The following is a 17,928-nucleotide window of genomic DNA, read 5'->3' on the forward strand; positions in this document are numbered from 1 at the left end:
CACACTCACTGCTTCGAGGGCAATCGCATGCCACATCGCCTACGCGCTCATCGCCGCACCGCTACGCCGTTGCTCCTGTCAGCACTCAGCCTGGCCAGTGTTTCTGCCCTGGCGCAAGACGCGGTCACAGAGCGAACCCCCTATTACCTTGGCCTCAGCCAGTCGTTCTCGCGCGACAGCAATGTCTACCGCACGCCGACCAACGAAGTCGCCGAAACCATTTCCAGCACCGGGGTGCTGGCCGGCTTCGACCAGCCCATCGGCCGCCAGCGCTTCTATGGCGATGCCTCGGCTCAGGTCAACCGTTACCGCAACGTCGACGCGCTCAACAACAAGAGCTACGCCGTGAGTGCCGGGCTGGACTGGGAAACGGTCGACTTTCTATCGGGCGTGCTGCGCTACTCCACGCGCGACAGCCTGGCCGACTTCGGCACCCTGAATGACGGGTTGGCCACGCCCACCACCGCGGCTTCTGACCAGACCACGCAGCAGTTCCTGGCATCGCTGCGCTACGGGTTGACATCCAAGCTCGGCTTGGACAGCAGCTACGAACACAGGCGCCTCAAGTACAAGAGCGCGGCTTACACCAACCGCAACTACTCGCAAGATGCCGTGAGCGCTGGCGTGCACTGGGGGACGACCGGCATTCTGGTGTTTGGTGTTGCCGTCAGGGCCACCAAAGGCGTGACTGAAGCCACCCCCACTCAAGACGAGCTGAAGCGCCGTGACGTCGACTTCACCACAGTCTGGACGCCCACCGGCTTCAGCATCCTCAGCACGCGCATCAGCTCGACCAAAGAAACCCACTCGCTTTCCACCAGCGGTGACGTGTCGGCGCTGACCGGCTCCCTGTCGTGGAACTATCGGCCCACGGCCAAGCTGAACTTCACCACCTCGCTCACCCGAGACACCGGCACCGAAACCACCTTCATCACCCCCGCGGGTGCAGGCTCGACCCCCTTGCAGGTCGACAACAACCGCCTGAGCACCAGTGCCGCGCTTGACGCTCGCTATGCGCTGACCAGCAAGATTTCGCTCACCGGCGAGGCCCGCCACCGCAAGGGCACGCTGCCCACCGGCGAAGACGATGCCACCACTCGTTATGGGCTGGGCTTCAGCTACTTGCCCACGCGCAGCATCACCGTGGGTTGCGACCTGGCACGCGACAAACGCGACGCCTCCGTGACCACGACCTACACCGCCACCACGACCAGCTGCTCCGCCCAGATCACCTTGAAATGAGCGGCAGCGACGCCCGCCCACCGACGACCACTTTCATGGCACAGAACCTCAAGCCCTCCATTGCCGTCCAGCCCGTCATCATGGCGGGGGGCAGCGGCACACGACTGTGGCCGCTTTCGCGCGCTCAGTACCCCAAGCAGTTTCTGGTGTTGCAGGGCAACCGCAGCCTCTTTCAGCAGGCCGCAAGCCGCCTGGGGGCCCTGGCAACCGACGGCATGGCCGTCGCCGCGCCCAGCGTTGTGGGGAATGAGGAACACCGCTTCCTGGTGCTCGAACAGTTGCGAGAGCTGAAGATCACTGCCCCGGCCCTGCTGCTGGAGCCCGTCGGGCGCAACACTGCCCCCGCCATGACATTGGCCGCGCTCCACGCCAGTGCGAAGGGCGCCGACCCGGTACTGGTCGTTACCCCGGCCGATCAAACCGTGACCAACGAAGCCGCGTTCACGCTGGCATTGCAAGAAGCCGTTCGCGTCGCGGCCGAAGGTGCCATCGTGATCCTGGGCATCACGCCCGACCGGCCAGAGACAGGCTTTGGCTACATCAGGGCCAGCGCCGCAACCGGCAGCACGTCCGCACAGAAAGTGGCGCAGTTCGTCGAGAAGCCCGACGCGGCCACCGCACAGCGCTATCTGTCCGAAGGCAGCTACTACTGGAACAGCGGCATGTTCGTCGTGCGTGCCTCGGTGTGGCTCAACGCGCTGGGGCGCTTTCGACCCGACATCGCCAGCGCCACGCAAGCGGCCTGGGCTGCTCACGCGGTAGACGCGAGCTTCGTGCGACCTGGCGCCACCGAGTTCGCCGCCATTCCCAGCGAGTCTGTCGACTACGCGGTGATGGAGAAATGCCCTGCCTCCACCGAATTTGACATTCGAATGGTGCCGCTGGACGCCGGCTGGTCTGACCTCGGCGCCTGGGACGCCGTGTGGCAAGTGAGCGAGAAAGACGCCGACGGCAACGCCACTGTGGGCGACACCCTGGTACGCGACAGCCGCGACACCCTGGTGCACGCCACCAGCCGCCTGGTGGGCGTGGTGGGCCTCGACAACGTGATCGTGGTCGAGACCCCTGATGCCGTGCTCGTTGCCGACCGCAGCCGAAGCCAAGACGTGAAGACCATCGTCAACCAGTTGCAGGCGTCAGGCCGAACCGAGCACACCTTGCACCGCCTGGTGCACCGTCCCTGGGGCTGGTACGACAGCATCGACTCGGGCCCGCGCTTCCAGGTGAAACGCATCATGGTCAAGCCCGGCGCAAGCCTGAGCCTGCAAATGCACCACCACCGCGCCGAGCACTGGATCGTGGTCAGCGGCACGGCCGAAGTGACCAATGGCGACAAGGTGCTCCTGCTCACAGAGAACCAGAGCACCTACATCCCGCTGGGGCAAACGCATCGCCTGGCCAACCCGGGCAAGGTGCCGCTCGAAATCATCGAAGTGCAGTCGGGCAGCTACCTGGGTGAAGACGACATCGTGCGCTTCCAAGACACCTACGGCCGCGGCTAACCCGCGCCTCCCTTTTCAAGAAACCAAGTCACTCTCATGAAGATCACAGTCATCGGCTCGGGTTATGTGGGGCTGGTCAGCGGCGCCTGCCTGGCCGAAATGGGTAACCACGTCGTCTGCCTCGACGTCAACGCCGAAAAAATCCGCATCCTCAACGAGGGCGGCCTGCCCATACACGAGCCGGGGCTGCTCGAGATGGTCACGCGCAACCGCAACGCCGGCCGGCTGCAGTTCACCACCGACGTGGTGGCCGCGGTCAACCATGGCACGCTGCAATTCATCGGCGTGGGCACCCCGCCAGACGAAGACGGCTCGGCCGACCTTCAATACGTGCTGGCAGCCGCGCGCAGCGTGGGCCGCCACATGACCGACTACAAGGTCATCATCGACAAGAGCACCGTGCCGGTGGGCACGGGCGAGCGCGTGCGCGCAGCGGTGGCCGAAGAGCTGGCCAAGCGCGACCTGAAGGTCAACTTCGCTGTCGTCTCTAACCCCGAGTTCCTGAAAGAAGGCGCTGCAGTCGAAGACTTCATGCGCCCTGATCGCATCGTGATCGGTGCCGACGACGACCAGGCCATCTTGCTGATGCGCGCGCTGTACTCGCCCTTCATCCGCAACCACGACCGCCTGCTGATCATGGACCTGAAGAGCGCCGAATTCACCAAGTACGCCGCCAACTCCATGCTGGCCACGCGCATCAGCTTCATGAACGAGCTGGCGCTGCTGGCCGAGAAGGTCGGTGCCGACATCGAATCGGTGCGCAAGGGCATAGGCAGCGACCCGCGCATCGGCTACCACTTCCTCTACTCGGGTGCCGGCTACGGCGGCTCCTGCTTCCCGAAAGACGTGAAGGCCCTTATCAGCACGGCGAAACAGGAAGGCATAGACCTCAAGGTGCTGCACGCAGTAGAGGCTGCCAACGAGCGCCAAAAGATGGTGCTGGTCGACAAGGTGGTGGCGCGCTTCGGCGAAGACCTCACCGGCCGCACCTTTGCCATATGGGGCCTGGCCTTCAAGCCCAACACCGATGACATGCGCGAGGCGCCGAGCCGCGTGGTGATCGCCGAGCTCGCGCGCCGCGGAGCCACCCTCAAGGCCTACGACCCGGTAGCCATGCCCGAAGCCAAGCGCGTGCTCGAAGGCGTGGCGGGTTTGAGCTTCGTCGACAACCTCGCGCTGTCACTGGATGGCGCTGATGCCCTGGTCATCATCACCGAGTGGAAAGAATTCAAGAGCCCCGACTTCGACGCCATCAAGACCAAACTCAAGCAAGCGGTGGTAATCGACGGGCGCAACCTGTATGAGCCGGCCATGATGAGCGCGCTCGGCATCGAGTACATCGGCGTGGGCCGAAACAACCGCGGCGCCGGGGCGCCTGCATGAAGCCCTTGAAGCTGGCGTTCTTGATGGCGTGCCTGATGGCTTCGGCTTCGGTCGTGGGCATCGCCGTGCGGCCACCTGCAAAAGCCCTTTCGATCACTCCGAAGTACGTGCTTGAAACAGCGGTGCCGAGAACCTTCGGCAATTGGCGCGAGCTGCCCTTCCAGGGCGCACAAGTGGTCAACCCTCAGACCCAGGAGTTGATCAACAAGCTTTACAGCCAGGTGCTCACGCGCACCTACGTCAATGCCGACGGCTACCGCATCATGTTGTCACTCGCCTATGGCGATGACCAGCGCGGCAGCCTGCAAGCCCACAAGCCCGAGGTCTGCTACCCGGCACAGGGCTTCACCTTGCACAGCACCGCGGCCTCACAGATCGTGACGCCCTACGGCAGCATCGACGCTCAGCAGCTGGTCACCAGCCTGGGCCCACGCAAGGAGCCCGTCACTTACTGGTTCACCATGGGGGAAACTGCCGTCAGAAACAAGCTGCAGCATCGCCTGATCGAACTGCGCTTTGCCTTGACCGGCCAAGTGCCCGATGGCCTGCTGTTTCGCGTGTCTTCCATCGACGACAACACCGCCCGCGCATTCGAGCAGCAGCAGGCATTTGCGAGCGACTTGCTGGCAGCCGTTTCAACCCGAGATCGCACACGCCTCAGCGGCCTGGTCGCGCCAGCCGCCCCATGAGCGCCATGCCACTCGCGAAGCCCAAGGTGGGCCTCGGCGCCCTGCTGGCTGCGGCTCGCAAGATCTACCCCGAACGCAAGCTGGGCACCATCAAAAACCGCTTTCAGCTGGTCTCGGCGGGCCTGAAGGCACAAACCACCTTGCGTGAGATGCTCTCACGCGATGAGCACCGTGCGCTGCGCGAAGAGGTGCAGCAGCACCCCGAAACGCTGGGCTTCGTGGAGTGCCCCTACATCCATGCGGAGTGGCCTCTGCTCAAGCGCTTCGAAGCGCTTTCGCAGCACCGGCAAGCCATGCAAACTGACATGAAGGCACTCGATGTCGGCCACAGCGGCTCGGTGCTCGTGGCCGACCTGTCGTCGGTTTACCCGGGCCTCAAACTGGTGGTGGATCGTGCGCCCTGGTGCCTGCGTGAAGGAAGCCTGGTGTTCAACCAGTTCGTCGGCGACGAACGGCTGATGACGCTCGCGTTCTCGTTCGGCTGGCAAGACGGCGAACGCGTCGTCTATGTGGGCAGCGTGCAAGGCTCGAATGCCGACTCGGCACTGGCCACCTACCGCGACATCGCCAAGGGCCTGCAAGGCATGCGCTCGCGCGACTTTCTGGTGAAGGCGTTTCAACTGCTGATGTTTCACCTGGGCGTGAAGCGTGTGCTGTGCATTGCAGACGAACAGCGCCATCACCGCCACATCTACTTCACGCGCAACAAAGACGAGAAATTCCATCTCAACTACAACGAGATCTGGCAAGAGCACGCGGGCGAGCCCACGAGTGACGGCTTCTATCGCCTCGGCATTCTTCCGGTCGTGCGCCCGATGGAAGAGATTGCGGCCAAGAACCGGGCTTTGTACCGGCGCCGCTACGCCATGATGGACGAGCTCTCGGCCAAGCTGGCCGCGCATTTCTCGACCGCCGGCAAGGCCCAAGATGCAGTTACTTGAAGCAATCAAAGGAGCCGGGCTCAAGACCCGCCTGCTCCACCCCGTCGACGAATTCTGGGACCGCCGCTTCGGCGTGCACACCGTCGGCTTCCTGCCAGAAGTGGGTGACCCGGAGCACCCTGATTTTCGTGCGGCCTATGTGCCGGCTCACTACCGGCGCATCATCGCGTCGCTGCGTCATGTGAACGTCGGCCCCGACGATACGCTGGTCGATCTGGGCTGCGGCCTGGGCCGCTCGGTGTTTGCCGCCAGTTGGCTGGGGGTGCGCCGCTCGGTCGGTGTGGAGATCGACGCCGACCTGGTCGCCAAGGCCCAGCGCAGCCAGCGCAGCAGCCGCCTGAAGGGCCGCGACATCGAGTTTGTCTGCGCCCCGGCGCAGACCTATTCACTCGACGACGTCACGCTCATCTACATGTTCAACCCCTTTGGCTCGGGCATCATGAAAGAAGTGGTGCAGCAACTCGAAACTGCACTGGCCAGGCGCCCGCGCAAACTGCGCATCGTCTATGAGAACCCGATACAAGGCGAGGTTCTCGACGCCTCGCGCCACCTGAAGCGCACCGATGCGTGGCCCTCTGGCAAGGCCGGCAGCCCGCATCCGCTGGCCTTCTGGGAAACGGTCTAGCGCAGAGCCCCGCCCGGTTTCTCGGGCCGCACGAAAGGTGCAAAGGCGCCGCCATTGGCCGCCATCCACACCGGATCGAAATGGCTGTCGTCGATGTAGATCGGGCGTTGCAGCGCCGAGTCATAGACCTGGCACACGCCGCCGAGACAGAGCTTGTCGTTCAGGCTCACGAGATGAAAGCCCGGTCTTGCGCGCATCGCCTCGAACAAAGGGGTGAGCCACCCCGTCATCTCGCCTATGGAACGCTCGTCGATGACGAGCCGCGTTTGGCCATACCAGAACTGCTCGCGCATGATGCGCTCAGGTACTCGTACGCGGGCTTCAGGGGTGGGCATCAACACCACCACGGTCTTGCCTTTGGCCAACAGGTCTTCCATTGCAGATCTGAGCTCATCGCGGATCAGGGCTTGTTTCTCAAGCAGGCCTTGAAACAGGCAGCGCTTGCCGCTCTCTTGCGTGTGGCAGTACGGTGCGCCGTTGAGCCCCACGTTGGCCCAGCGCGCCGCGAGAATCAGCGTGTCGTAGTCGCCTGAGGCGGCCTTCTGCCACGCCGCCTGGGCGTAGTCTGCGCAATGAAAGCCGTTCTGAGCGCGTTCGAAATGCGGCACCGGTGGGCACTCGGCCTGGGTGAAAAAGTCCACCGACACCTGGCTGCGCGCCACGAACCATGGGTACAGGTACTCGGCGTGCGAGTCACCGATGACGAGAATGCGGCGGTGGCTGCCCTTGGCCACCTCGCAGGTCTTCGTCTGCGCCGCGGTTTTCATGAAATTGCTGCAGCGTGCCGGGAAATACGTGGCCTGTACCGACGCCTGATACCCACGGTAGAAACCTGGCTCATTGCCACGCCAACCTAGACCCTCAGTGCCCAAGACCAGCGCGGTCGCGGCAACAGCCATTCCCATGGTCAGCATCGGCTTGCGCAGCTGACGCCAGCCACTCCCTGTTTTCGACTCAACGAAGCGATAGGACAACGCGCCCAACAGCACCGACATCACAGCGACCCCTGCCGCCGCAAGGATCGGGTGGTCGATGAAGGCATCGGTAACACGCAGGCCGACGACGAGCGGCCAGTGCCAGAGATAAATCGAGTACGACCACAGACCCAGTTTCTGCATCAACGGGTTGCCGAGCACGCGGTTGTTGCCGTCATGGGCCCACAAGACCATGGCGGCACCGGCGGCAGGCAAGAGAAGCGGCCCGCTCACGCCCTCCGGTGGCACGTGCCGCATGCCCAACCACAACGCCGCACCCAGCAGCAACGCAACCCCGCCGTAGCCAATGGCGGCCCGAAATGGCCGCCGCACCACGCGCGCCTGCGGCTCGATCAACAAGACCAATGCACCCACCAGCATTTCCCACGCCCGCGCAGGCAACAGGAAGAAGGCGCTTGCCGGGCTAGAAGCACTCAGCATCACCTGGCAAGCGAGCGACAGCCCCAGCAGCGCCGTCACCATTGCCAGAGTCAGCCCCCGCCCGGCTTTCAACCAGGCGGCAGCCAGAAGTACCAGCGGATAGAGCAAATAAAACTGCCATTCCACCGACAACGACCAGGTGTGCAGCAGCCAGTTCGTATCGACTGCCTGCGTGTTGTAGCCCGTGCGGTCGAGAAAAAACTGGTTGGACCAGAAGCCAAGCGCACGCATGGCCTGCTCCGACACGATCTTGAGGTCGGAAGGCGGCAACACAAGCGCACCTGCGCAGAGAAGCAACAACACCATGACGGCCATAGCAGGCCAGATGCGAGCGGCTCGGGCAGCGAGAAAGCGCCAGTAGCTGAAATCTCCTCGGCTCAACCCACCGCCGATGATCTGGGTCATCAGGTAGCCTGAGATCACGAAGAAGACATCGACGCCCACAAAGCCGCCTCCTGCGCCCCGCAGCTGCAGATGGAAGGCCACGACCAAGGCAACGCTGAGCCCGCGCAGCCCATTGATGTCGGGGCGAAAAACCCCTCGATCAACCATGCGGGCGTTCACCTGCGCTTGAACTCGCCCAGCACGCGCGCTTCCAGCAGCGCCACGAGGCGCTCACGCGCCACGATGCGGGTGAAGGTATGGTCAGCGTCAGCCACGAAATCAAGCGTCGCCTGCTGGCGCTCGACCAGCCGGTGAATCGCCCCGCCGCCCTGCTTCACCAAGAGGTCGAAGCCCGGCGCGTTCTCCGCAAACACAAACTTGAGGCGCACGCCTTTCTTCGTCGCGCGAGCCAGGTCGCGTGCCAGGTCGTTTCTGAAAGGGATGCGCAGGGCGCGTGCAGCGGTGAGCGCATGCGGCGCGATGAAGCCCAGCAACCGCCGCTGGGCCACCTGGGCGACGATGCCAACGTCTACCTTGCCGAGAACGAGCTTCTTCCAGGATCGAGTCGTGAACAGCTGGCTGCGGAATTTGCTCGCCAGACCCTTGACCTCGTAGTCCTTGAGGTCGCTCATCTCGGTGCCCTCTTTCCAGTAGTAGGTCAGTGGGTTGACCATCAACGCGCTCGTGACGTCCTGGACGGCCATGGCTGCCTTGAGCGCGTGGTACCCACCGGAACACAGGCCCATGACAAGCGACTCGGTCACGCCGGCCTGCTGCCGCAGGTAAGTGAGCGCGGCAGCAATGTCGGAAACAGCCTGCGATGAATAGACAATGTTTTCCTCGGCGCCCGGCCGCGGCGGGCTGTCGGCAATGCCCGAGATGTCGAGCCGCAGCACTGTGATCCCTCGCGCGGCCCATCGTCGGGCCAGCTGAACCCAGAGGCGGTTCGGGCCGACGTGGTGGACCGAACCCGAATTGAGCATCAGCACCGCAGGCTGAGGGCCGGTGGCGTCTTGGCGGGTGAGGATGCCGAACAACGGTGAAGCGCCACTGCTGATGTGAACGGCCGTCTCTCGTACCGACGCAGTGAGCAGCGATTCGGCGCCCACCGGCTGGGAGATGCCGGGCGCGATGGGCAGCTCGGAGCGCCAGGCCGTCAGGCAAGCCACCACACCGTCGACGATCTGCTGCGGCACTTGTGCGCGTTGGGGGTCACGCATCATGGCGGCATAGCCAGGCCAGTTCACTGTGCGCACACGCGCACCCTGTTTCTGAAGGTCCGGCGCCCAGTTGACGGCGACCGCCATGTCGTCGCGCTCCACGATCACAACCCGGGGCGCTGGAGACCGCGGCAGGCTGCGCAAGTCGATGGCGCCTACTGCGGCGCTGGTCTCGGCCGTCATCACGAAGCCGGCCGATTCCAGCAGGCCGTCATGGCCAGCCGATGGCTGCACGCTCGCAGCACTCGCTTCGCCAAGGATGGTGAGTTCACGCATGTAAGCGCGCCCCCTCACGATTGGCGCTACGGCCACGAGCCCAGCCACATCAACACGATCAACCGCTGCCAGCGCCGCCAGCGCAGCCCCCAGGCGAACACCCAGCAGACACACCTGTGTCACGCCACTGGCCAGTTTGAGCGCGTCGATTGCCGCATGAACCGAGCGCACCCAATGCCCCAGCTGATCGGGCTGAAATTCGTCACCTTCAGAGTTGCCCGACCCTCTGTAGTCGAAGCGCAGCGTCGGCACACCCGCCGCAGCCGCTGCTTGAGCCACATGCCGCAGGCTGCGATGCGCGCACACCTCCTCGAAGCCAAAGGGATTGCAGATCACCAGCCCCAGGCCTGACGTCAGATCCATCGTGGGCCGGTGCAGCCACCCGAAGAGTCCTTCGCCAGGCTGACCGAAGTAGAAGGGTTGGGGATTGGGGGGCATCACGTCAGTTGCCGAATGGTGGTGCTCCGGTCCGAGTTCAGCGCCGTGATGTGGCCTTTGACCGGTGAGCCACTGGTGCTTCGAAGCGCAATGCGACGCTGCGAACCCGGTGCCAGATGAAAATAATTGTCGGCCGGGGCGTGATGCTCCAGGTCGAGATGAACGGTGTGCGCGAAACGCGTGCTGGCCACGACCAACTGCGCCTGGCCACCGGCACCGCTCTCAACGACGGCCGTCAAGCCGATGTCGTGCGGCACGTCGGGCGCGAGGCCGCAGGGCAAGAAGAAAGCCTCGCTCGTCACCGCCCCCGCGGTGCACAGCTGCACCTGTACCAAGACGACGGGCGGTGGGCCGAAGCGGTAGGCATACGACAAGTCTAAGAAGTGCTCCAGCCCTTCGGCCAATGCCAGCGACACATGGCCTCGTGGCGCAACCTGCACCGGCCCCTTGTGCTGCGACACGACAGCACCGGAGGGGGCATAGAGATTCACCTGCAGATCGGCTGACAAAACCTCGGCGCGCTCATTGACCACATGCGCCACCAGGCCGTTGCCGCCCTCGTCGCTGATCGACACCGACACCGCCTGCAGTGCCCGCGCCAGGTGGAAGAAGCAAGGCTTGGGCGCACCGGTTTCGTCGAGCAGGCCCCAGCCGGCACCGGCCCACAGGTCGCGCAAGAACAGCACCAGCGCGCCCCCGCAGCGCGACCTGGGCCGCCGCCATTCGCTGAAGGCGCCGCTCATGAGTTCGCCCGTGACCGCGCGGCTGAGTGAGAGGTAGCGATCGTGGTCGGCGTAGCGGCACTTGAGCACGTCGACGCCAAACACCTCGGTGAGGTAGTGGTCGCGCACGTCTTCGAAATCCCAGCCCGCGCCCAGGTCACGCGGCGTGCGGGCCTTCCATGCAGGGTGATGCACGCGCATGGAAAGACCGCCCGGCATGCGGGCGATGGTGCTCTCGTCGGGCACGTTGGCAAAGGCCAGGCACTCGGTAGCGAAGCGCACGTTGGCGAGGCGCGCGTCGGTCGTTGGCCGCAGGTAGGCGCCCACGCCGTAGTAAGAGCTGGAGCCCACGTCCGATTGATGCGGGAAAGCCCCGCCGTGCGCACTGGAAGGCCAGTACGGCACGTCAGGCAAGGCCTCGTGCGACCACCGCGCCAGGGTTTCGTGGAACAGAGCAGGTTGCCACAGCTCGCGCGCGGCACCCCACATCGCCGCCTGCTGCTCGACTTCGCTGTTGCCGCATATGACGGCGATCGACGGCCGTGCCTGCCAGAGCGCGAGTTGTTGCTCGGCCTCGGCGCGCACGCTGGCCATGAACTCGGTGTCGCTTTCGGGGTAGTCCATGTTGGCGAACATGAATTCCTGCCACACGAGCACGCCGAGTTCGTCGCAGGCATCGAAGAAGGCCGCGTCTTCGTACACCATGGTGCCGCTGACCCGCAGCATGTTCATGCCGGCGTCGCGCACCTGCGCCACGGCCGCACGGTAGGCCTGGGGCGTGGCGCGCAGCGAGACCACATCAAGCGGCGTCCAGCAGGCCCCGCGGCAGAAGACGGGCTCGCCGTTGACTCGCAGCAAGAAACCACCCTCGGCTGTCTCGGCTTCAATCGACCTGAAGCCTATGGCGTCGAGTGCCTGCACATGGGGCTCTCGCGCGTCTTCCAGATGAACCAACAGGCGCGCCGAATACAAGGTCGGTTCGCCATGGGTGTGTGGCCACCACAGCACAGGGTGGGTCACTTGCGCCGATGCGCTGAAAGTGGTGCTGTCGGCAGTGTTTGCGGTGAGGCTCGTGTGCTGAACACAGCCACCCTGGGCCAGCTCCAGCGTCACACCGGTGATGCGCTGGCCGGCGGGCAAACGCCACGAGCAGGCCACGTCAACCCGGCCGACGCCCTGCTTGAGCGACGCCTTCAGGTCGAGAGCGTCGAGTGCCAACCCAGAGCGAGGCTCGATCCAGATGTCTTTCCAGAGACCGACCGCGGCGGCCGGCGGCGACCAGCCGGGTGTGCGGCCGAGCAAGGTGCCGCGTACCCACCGCAACTGTTGATGCTCGACCATCGGTGCACGCCAGCGAGGTCGGGGCCGCCGCTGTGCGAGCAGCGTGTCGAGCGCCTGAAACCGCAGGTACAGCGTGTTGATGCCCGCTCGCACGAGGCTGTTGATCTGGTGCTCGCTCGCGACGAACATGTTGGTCGAGATCGGCAATGGCTCGCCATTCAGCCATGCGTTGGCCACACCCGCCAAGCCGTCGAAACCCAGCCACATTGCCTTGCCTTGGTCATGTCCGGTGGCATTGAACTCAACCCGATACCACCAGTCTTCAGCATCGAAACGCCGCGCCTGCCCATCGAGCGACCAGCGGCCGGTCGCGCGCAGCGCCGCCGCAGCGAGTGCCGGCTCGGACAAAGCAATCCAACCCGCATCGGCGTTCAGCTGATCGGGTGACGAGAACTGACCCGGAGGTGTGGCACAGACCTGCCAGCCTGAGACGATGCGCTGCCGCTCAGCGCAGGCGTGGCGACGGGCGGGGGTCATCGCATGGTTCAAGCCTGAGTGAGCTCGGCCACGGCGTCGCGGATTGCGGCCACGCTGCTGAACACACTGCGTTTGAGCATGTGGTCGGCAAACTCGATGTCGAAAGCGCTCTCGAGGGCCAGCATCACGTTGACGCTGGCATGCGACGTCATGCCGGCTTGGTAAAGGTCTGCAGCGGTATCAAGCTGATCGATCGGCTTGTTCAAGCGGCCATGGTCTTGCAGCACCGTTCTGATCTGGGCTTCAAGGGGGTCGGGGGTGCTCATGAAATACCTCAGGAATGAACTGTGGTGGCCGCAGCAGGCGCCAGCAAAGCGGTGACAACCGCAGCTGCGTAGTCACCATCGTGGCTGAGGCTGAGCGCGATGTCGCACACCCCCAGCTTCGCCACTTGCGACGCTGCCTTGCCATGCAGTGCGAGCTGGCAAGCCCCACTGGGAAGTCGACGCACCTCGATGTCACGCCAACTGATGCCGGCTTCGCCCAGGTCGAAGGCCTTGATCGCCGCTTCTTTGGCGGCAAACCTGGCGGCCAGTCGCTCCGCCGTCTGCCCCTGCCCGGCCTGCGCATAGGAAATCTCGTCTTCGCTGAATAGGCGCTGAACGAAGCGCGAACCGAAACGATCAAGAGACTCGCCGATGCGGCTGATCTCGACCACATCAAGGCCTGTGCGCACACGCTGGTTCCCTGGCACAGGAACACGAAGCTCGGGAAGGATGGGACGCATGAATGTTGAGCTCGGTTAAACGGGCAGTGTGCCCCGGAAGAATCGTTGATATTGCCTTCAAACGGCATCCCCTTCTTAGAGGGGGATAAGTCCTGATCTCTGCTGTGCGCTGGGGGGTGTGCACTATTTCTCAGAAGCTAAGTCTGCGGCCACGCGCGCCTGTGCATTCGCGGGATGCAGCGGGTCGGGTTACGGCGCTATGCTCTTCCCGTCATTTCCACGCGGAGTTTTGCAAGTCTTCGCATGCACTCCATGAACGCTCCCACCGCCCGCCCCGGCCAGACCTTTACCGCCTTGCTGGGCGCCACCCGCGAAATCGCCACTGGCATTGCCGCGCAACATGCCGCGGCAGTCGACAAAGACGCGCGCTTCCCCATCGAGACCCTGACCGCGTTGCGCGCTGCCGGCGTGTTATCGGCGCCAGTGCCCGCAGCGCTGGGCGGCGCGGGCTGCAACATGCAACAACTGACCCAGCTGTGCTCCACGCTGTCGCAAAACTGCGGCTCCAGCGGCATGGTGCTGGCGATGCACTTCATACAGGTCGCGTGCATTGCGCGCCATGCCACAGGCAGCCCGTTCTTCACCGGTTACTTGCGCGAGATCGTGGCGCAACAGCATCTGCTCGCATCGATCACCTCCGAGGTGGGAACCTTCGGCGAGACACGCACCAGCGTCTGCGCAGTCGAGCGCCGCGAGGGGCGCTTCGTGCTCAACAAAGACGCCACCACCGGCTCGTACTGCGCGCACGCCGATGCGCTGCTCGTCACGTGTCGCCGCGACGCCGATGCGCCGGCCAACGACCAGGTGCTCGTGCTGGTCAAACGAGACGACACCACGCTCACGCAAACCACCACCTGGGACACCCTCGGCATGCGTGGCACCTGCAGCCCCGGCTTCAAGCTCGAATCGTCGGGGCCGGTCGAGCAGATTTTGCCCGGCGCGTTTGCCGACAGCTCGGCGCAGACCATGGTGCCGTACTCGCACATCCTGTGGGCCTCGCTGTGGTGGGGCATTGCCGCCGATGCCGTCAGCCGAGCCGCCACCTACGTGCGCAGTGAAGCGCGCAAACAGCCAGGCACGGTGCCGCCCACAGCCACGCGTTTGGCCGAAGTGTCGGCGCAATTGCAGGTGATGCGGCAGCAGTGGCAATCGACCGCGCAGGCCTTCGATGAAGCTGCTCAGAGCGCCACCGGCGAACAAGAGCTGCAAGGCATGGGCTGGGCGCTGCGGCTCAACAACCTGAAGATCAGCTGCTCCGAGGCAGCGCCTCAGATCGTGCACCGCGCGCTGCAGATTTTGGGCGTGCTCGGCTACAAGAACGACTCGCCTTTCAGTCTCGGCCGCCACTACCGCGACACGCTGTCGGCCTCGCTGATGGTTTCCAACGAGCGCATCGCCTCGAAGAGCGCGACCATGCTGCTGGTATTCAAAGACGCCCCATGACGGTCACCTACGACATCGAAGGCTTCTACAACGGGCTGGTCGCGCATGGCTTGATCATTCCGTCGGGCGCCCTCGGCGCTTTCGGCCGCGGCCCGGTGTTCGAGCAAGTGCTGGAAGGCTTCAATGCCAGCGTGAGCCGGCTGTCACGTCACGACGGCGCCGAGCTGCAGAGCCACCCGCCCATCATTGACCGTGCTCTGCTCGAGAAGGTGAACTACCTGGATTCGTTTCCGCATCTGTGCGGTGCCATCCACAGCTTTTCGGGCAATGCGCTGCAGGCCCTGGCGCTGGCCGAGCGCGCCGCCAGCGGTCAACCCTGGGGCGAATTGCTCACGCCGACCGGCGTGACGCTGAACCCAGCCGCCTGCTACCCCATCTACCCCAGTCTCACCGGCACGCTGCCGCCGCAAGGCCGGCTGGTCACGCTGCAAGCGGCATGGGTCTACCGCAACGAACCCTCGCGCGAGCCCACGCGCATGCAGGCCTTTCGCGTGCGCGAGTACGTGCGTGCGGGCAGTGCCGACCAGGTGGTGGCCTGGCGTGACATGTGGCTGCAACGCGGGCTGGACCTGCTCACCTCGCTTGGCCTGCCTGCGCGCGCTGACCTTGCATCCGACCCCTTCTTCGGGCGCACCGGCAAGATGCTGGCCACGAGCCAGATCGAGCAAAAGCTGAAGTTCGAAGTCCTGGTGCCCGTGATCTCGCTCGAAGCGCCCACGGCGGTGTGCTCGTTCAACTACCACCAGCAAAATTTCGGCAGCAAGTTTGACGTCCGCACGCACGATGGCGAAGTGGCCAGCACCGCGTGCCTGGGCTTCGGCCTGGAACGGGTGGCGCTAGCCCTCTTCAAGCACCACGGGTTTGACACCCAGGCCTGGCCGCAGGCGGTGCGGGAGCAGTTGGCACTGTGAGCACGACGCAGACACGCACGGGTCATCACGCGGCGCTGACCGGGCTGAGCAGCGAGACCTACCGGCCTCACAGCATGCATGCCGAGCAGAGCGTGTGGCTGGAGAAGAACTGCTACATCGACGTCTGGATCGAGCTGCTCAGCGCGCTGGAGCTGGAGCCGGCCGCCGCCATGGGCTTCACGCTCGCTGTCGACTTCGAAGGCGACCACTGGACCTTCTTCAAACCGCCCCACGCCGACCTGCGCAAGCTTTACGGCATCGACGTGCAGGAGCTCAATGTCTGGCGCCCGCTGCTTGACCACGCCGCCGAGCACTTGGCTTCAGGCCGGCTGATCAGCACTGAGGCCAACTCGTTTTGGCTGCCCGACACCGCCGGCACCGACTACCGCCGCCAGCACGTAAAGACCACGATCGTGCTGAACGATCTGGATGTGGACCATGAGCGCCTGGGCTACTTCCATGGTGCCAGCTACTACAGCCTCGAAGGCGAAGATTTCCGCCAGCTGTTCGGCTTGGACGGTCCGGGCGAGGGGCAAGGGTTGCCGCTGTATGCCGAGCTGATCCGCATCGACCGGCTGGCCCGCAAGTCACCTGCAGAGCTGGCGCAGGCCGCTGGCCTGCTGCTGCGAGACCATCTTGCGTGGCGCCCGTCGAGCAACCCTGTAAGGCGCTTTGCCACGCGCTTCAACGCCGAGCTGCCTGTGCTGCATGAACGTGGCCTGGCGCACTACCACGCCTGGGCATTCACCACCTTGCGCCAACTGGGCGCGGCCTTCGAGTTGGCCTCGCTGCACCTGCGCTGGCTGGCACCTCACGTGGACGCAAGCCTGGTGAATGCCGCCGAGCGCTTCGACCTGATCGCGCAAGACAGCAAGTCGCTTATCTTGAAAATAGCCCGGGTGGTGAACGCCAAGCGTGAGTTTGATGCCACTGCAGCCTTGGCGCCGATGGCCCAGGCCTGGGACGACGGCATGGGCCTGCTAGAGCACCAAACCCGACTACTTTGAGGCCGCAGAGGCCGGCGCACTCACGGCGCCGGGCGCCTGCTTCAAGGCCGCATCCACGGCCTCGGCGATGGCACGGTGACCCAGCGCCGTCGGGTGCCCATCCGAAGTCGGTGGGTAGATTTGCACATGCTTGGCAGCCTGCGCCTCCAACGCACCAACGGCGTCGACGTAGCGTATGCCTTTGGCATTCAACGACTGCACGAGCGCGGCCTTGGCCGCCTCTTCGAACTCGCACACCTTCAGGTGCGAGGCCGGCAGCTTGGCGCCACTGGCCTTGAGGTAGGGGCAGTACACACGCTCACGCGTGGGGATCAGCACGACCAGTAGCTCAACGCCCTGCTTGTCAGCCTCGTCTTTCAGCGCAGCAAATGCACGCTGCGTGATCTGCATGCCTTCGCGCACATTCGGCTGCGAGAGGTCTTGCACCCACACACGATCGAAAGCAGTGAACACGGTCTTGATCTCGGGCGCTGCCGGGTCTGACCAATTCATGCGGTGGTCGAGGTCCATTTGGTCGGCCATCTTCTTCTGCTCGGCAATCGCAAAGGGCGCAAACACCGTGGCCCGCAGCAAGCCATACAGCAGGCTGTGATGTGACAACCAATCGCGCAGCGCGCCGAAGCGCCGCTTGGGTTCAGTCACGCCATCGGGTGACACAGTCGACGGCGGGGCCTCGCCCGTGCGCCACGAATGCCAATACGGCAGAGCATTGGCAATGATGTGAGCGTCAAGCAGGTCATTGCCGAAATAGAAGCCCACCACCAGCCGGCGCGGGTTGAAGGTCTTGGCAAGCCCGCCTGCGAGGTGCAGATACTGCAGTGGCCCGTAGCCGCCGAGCCCCATGTTGTAGACGGTCTCTTGGCGCAGCACGCCGAGTTGCTGCGGCCAGGCACTCTCACGCGCCGCACCCGAACCGTAGGTCATCGAGTCGCCGATGACGACGGTGTCAGCCTGCTTCGGCACTTCACGGTTGCGAAAGCCCAGTGCGTCGTGGCCGCTGGCGCCGGGCGGGAGCTTGTGGCCCAGCACTTCATCTTTCACCGGATCGACGTTGAGGAAGTCGACCGGGTCAACGAACAGACGCGCCATACCTTCTGCCAGCAAAACCGACACGGCGATGGCGACGAGAGCGACCGCCGCAGACTGCAGCGTGGCCTTGATGCGATTGCTCATCGCGCTTCCTTG

General features: G+C 64.5%; 15 protein-coding genes. 9 read left to right on the forward strand and 6 right to left on the reverse strand.

The features are described from left to right. Nucleotides 1-27: 27 nt before the first annotated feature. From AC30QB_RS15915 to AC30QB_RS15940, 6 genes are read left to right on the forward strand one after another with little or no spacing between them, the layout of a single operon-like run. The gene (locus tag AC30QB_RS15915; RefSeq protein ID WP_489547222.1) at nt 28-1,242 is read left to right on the forward strand and encodes a porin family protein; all 1,215 of its coding nucleotides are present in this window, start codon (nt 28-30) and stop codon (nt 1,240-1,242) included. Between the two features lie 35 nt (nt 1,243-1,277). Beyond that, nucleotides 1,278-2,744 (forward strand): mannose-1-phosphate guanylyltransferase/mannose-6-phosphate isomerase, encoded by a 1,467-nt coding sequence (locus AC30QB_RS15920; protein ID WP_489547223.1) that lies wholly within the window; start codon nt 1,278-1,280, stop codon nt 2,742-2,744. A gap of 36 nt (nt 2,745-2,780) precedes the next feature. Then, nucleotides 2,781-4,127, forward strand: coding sequence for a UDP-glucose dehydrogenase family protein (locus AC30QB_RS15925; RefSeq protein WP_489547224.1), 1,347 nt, complete (start codon nt 2,781-2,783; stop codon nt 4,125-4,127). Next, nucleotides 4,124-4,816, forward strand: a complete 693-nt coding sequence (gene epsI, locus AC30QB_RS15930) for an exosortase-associated protein EpsI, B-type (protein ID WP_489547225.1) — start codon at nt 4,124-4,126, stop codon at nt 4,814-4,816. Before AC30QB_RS15925 ends, epsI begins: the two co-directional genes overlap by 4 nt. Further along, nucleotides 4,813-5,757 carry a DUF535 family protein gene (locus AC30QB_RS15935; protein ID WP_489547226.1) on the forward strand — a complete coding sequence of 315 codons (945 nt, stop codon included), beginning with the start codon at nt 4,813-4,815 and terminating at the stop codon, nt 5,755-5,757. The genes epsI and AC30QB_RS15935 overlap by 4 nt, the downstream gene beginning before the upstream one ends. Next, on the forward strand, nt 5,744-6,382 hold the full coding sequence (locus AC30QB_RS15940) for a methyltransferase domain-containing protein (RefSeq protein ID WP_489547227.1): 639 nt from the start codon (nt 5,744-5,746) through the stop codon (nt 6,380-6,382). Before AC30QB_RS15935 ends, AC30QB_RS15940 begins: the two co-directional genes overlap by 14 nt. On the opposite strand, the gene AC30QB_RS15945 is transcribed toward AC30QB_RS15940, so the two are convergent. From AC30QB_RS15945 to acpS, 5 genes are all read right to left on the reverse strand, one after another. Next, complete coding sequence (locus AC30QB_RS15945) at nt 6,379-8,349, reverse strand: acyltransferase family protein (protein WP_489547228.1); 1,971 nt, start codon at nt 8,347-8,349, stop codon at nt 6,379-6,381. The two genes, AC30QB_RS15940 and AC30QB_RS15945, sit on opposite strands and share 4 nt — an antisense overlap. Nucleotides 8,350-8,357: 8 nt before the next feature. After that, complete coding sequence (locus AC30QB_RS15950) at nt 8,358-10,040, reverse strand: alpha/beta fold hydrolase (protein ID WP_489547229.1); 1,683 nt, start codon at nt 10,038-10,040, stop codon at nt 8,358-8,360. A 74-nt stretch (nt 10,041-10,114) separates the two neighbouring features. Next, nucleotides 10,115-12,655 carry a glycoside hydrolase family 2 protein gene (locus tag AC30QB_RS15955; protein ID WP_489547230.1) on the reverse strand — a complete coding sequence of 847 codons (2,541 nt, stop codon included), beginning with the start codon at nt 12,653-12,655 and terminating at the stop codon, nt 10,115-10,117. Between the two features lie 8 nt (nt 12,656-12,663). Next, complete coding sequence (locus AC30QB_RS15960) at nt 12,664-12,921, reverse strand: acyl carrier protein (protein WP_489547231.1); 258 nt, start codon at nt 12,919-12,921, stop codon at nt 12,664-12,666. Between the two features lie 8 nt (nt 12,922-12,929). Beyond that, nucleotides 12,930-13,331 carry a holo-ACP synthase gene (gene acpS / locus AC30QB_RS15965; protein WP_489547232.1) on the reverse strand — a complete coding sequence of 134 codons (402 nt, stop codon included), beginning with the start codon at nt 13,329-13,331 and terminating at the stop codon, nt 12,930-12,932. A gap of 303 nt (nt 13,332-13,634) precedes the next feature. Between acpS and AC30QB_RS15970 the strand changes: the two genes are divergently transcribed. Genes AC30QB_RS15970 through AC30QB_RS15980 form a run of 3 tightly spaced genes read left to right on the forward strand, consistent with a single transcriptional unit; the run spans nt 13,635 to nt 16,743 of the window. After that, nucleotides 13,635-14,825, forward strand: a complete 1,191-nt coding sequence (locus tag AC30QB_RS15970) for an acyl-CoA dehydrogenase family protein (protein ID WP_489547233.1) — start codon at nt 13,635-13,637, stop codon at nt 14,823-14,825. Then, a complete protein-coding gene (locus AC30QB_RS15975; RefSeq protein WP_489547234.1) occupies nt 14,822-15,736 on the forward strand; it encodes an amino acid--[acyl-carrier-protein] ligase in 915 nt (304 codons plus the stop codon). The genes AC30QB_RS15970 and AC30QB_RS15975 overlap by 4 nt, the downstream gene beginning before the upstream one ends. Beyond that, nucleotides 15,733-16,743: a DUF1839 family protein gene (locus AC30QB_RS15980; RefSeq protein ID WP_489547235.1), complete on the forward strand. Its 1,011-nt coding sequence runs from the start codon at nt 15,733-15,735 to the stop codon at nt 16,741-16,743. The genes AC30QB_RS15975 and AC30QB_RS15980 overlap by 4 nt, the downstream gene beginning before the upstream one ends. Here the strand turns inward: AC30QB_RS15980 and AC30QB_RS15985 are convergent. Further along, on the reverse strand, nt 16,735-17,916 hold the full coding sequence (locus tag AC30QB_RS15985; protein WP_489547236.1) for an alginate O-acetyltransferase AlgX-related protein: 1,182 nt from the start codon (nt 17,914-17,916) through the stop codon (nt 16,735-16,737). The genes AC30QB_RS15980 and AC30QB_RS15985 overlap by 9 nt on opposite strands. Between the last annotated feature and the right edge of the window lie 12 nt (nt 17,917-17,928).

This window comes from Rhizobacter sp. (assembly GCF_046595475.1).
In the GTDB taxonomy this organism is placed as follows: Bacteria; Pseudomonadota; Gammaproteobacteria; order Burkholderiales; family Burkholderiaceae_C; genus Rhizobacter.

Coding starts and splice junctions, on each gene's coding strand:
- AC30QB_RS15915 (WP_489547222.1), top strand. CDS start 28: ATGCCACATCGCCTACGCGCTCATCGCCGCACCGCTACGCCGTTGCTC.
- AC30QB_RS15920 (WP_489547223.1), top strand. CDS start 1,278: ATGGCACAGAACCTCAAGCCCTCCATTGCCGTCCAGCCCGTCATCATG.
- AC30QB_RS15925 (WP_489547224.1), top strand. CDS start 2,781: ATGAAGATCACAGTCATCGGCTCGGGTTATGTGGGGCTGGTCAGCGGC.
- epsI (WP_489547225.1), top strand. CDS start 4,124: ATGAAGCCCTTGAAGCTGGCGTTCTTGATGGCGTGCCTGATGGCTTCG.
- AC30QB_RS15935 (WP_489547226.1), top strand. CDS start 4,813: ATGAGCGCCATGCCACTCGCGAAGCCCAAGGTGGGCCTCGGCGCCCTG.
- AC30QB_RS15940 (WP_489547227.1), top strand. CDS start 5,744: ATGCAGTTACTTGAAGCAATCAAAGGAGCCGGGCTCAAGACCCGCCTG.
- AC30QB_RS15945 (WP_489547228.1), bottom strand. CDS start 8,349: ATGGTTGATCGAGGGGTTTTTCGCCCCGACATCAATGGGCTGCGCGGG.
- AC30QB_RS15950 (WP_489547229.1), bottom strand. CDS start 10,040: ATGGATCTGACGTCAGGCCTGGGGCTGGTGATCTGCAATCCCTTTGGC.
- AC30QB_RS15955 (WP_489547230.1), bottom strand. CDS start 12,655: ATGACCCCCGCCCGTCGCCACGCCTGCGCTGAGCGGCAGCGCATCGTC.
- AC30QB_RS15960 (WP_489547231.1), bottom strand. CDS start 12,921: ATGAGCACCCCCGACCCCCTTGAAGCCCAGATCAGAACGGTGCTGCAA.
- AC30QB_RS15970 (WP_489547233.1), top strand. CDS start 13,635: ATGAACGCTCCCACCGCCCGCCCCGGCCAGACCTTTACCGCCTTGCTG.
- AC30QB_RS15975 (WP_489547234.1), top strand. CDS start 14,822: ATGACGGTCACCTACGACATCGAAGGCTTCTACAACGGGCTGGTCGCG.
- AC30QB_RS15985 (WP_489547236.1), bottom strand. CDS start 17,916: ATGAGCAATCGCATCAAGGCCACGCTGCAGTCTGCGGCGGTCGCTCTC.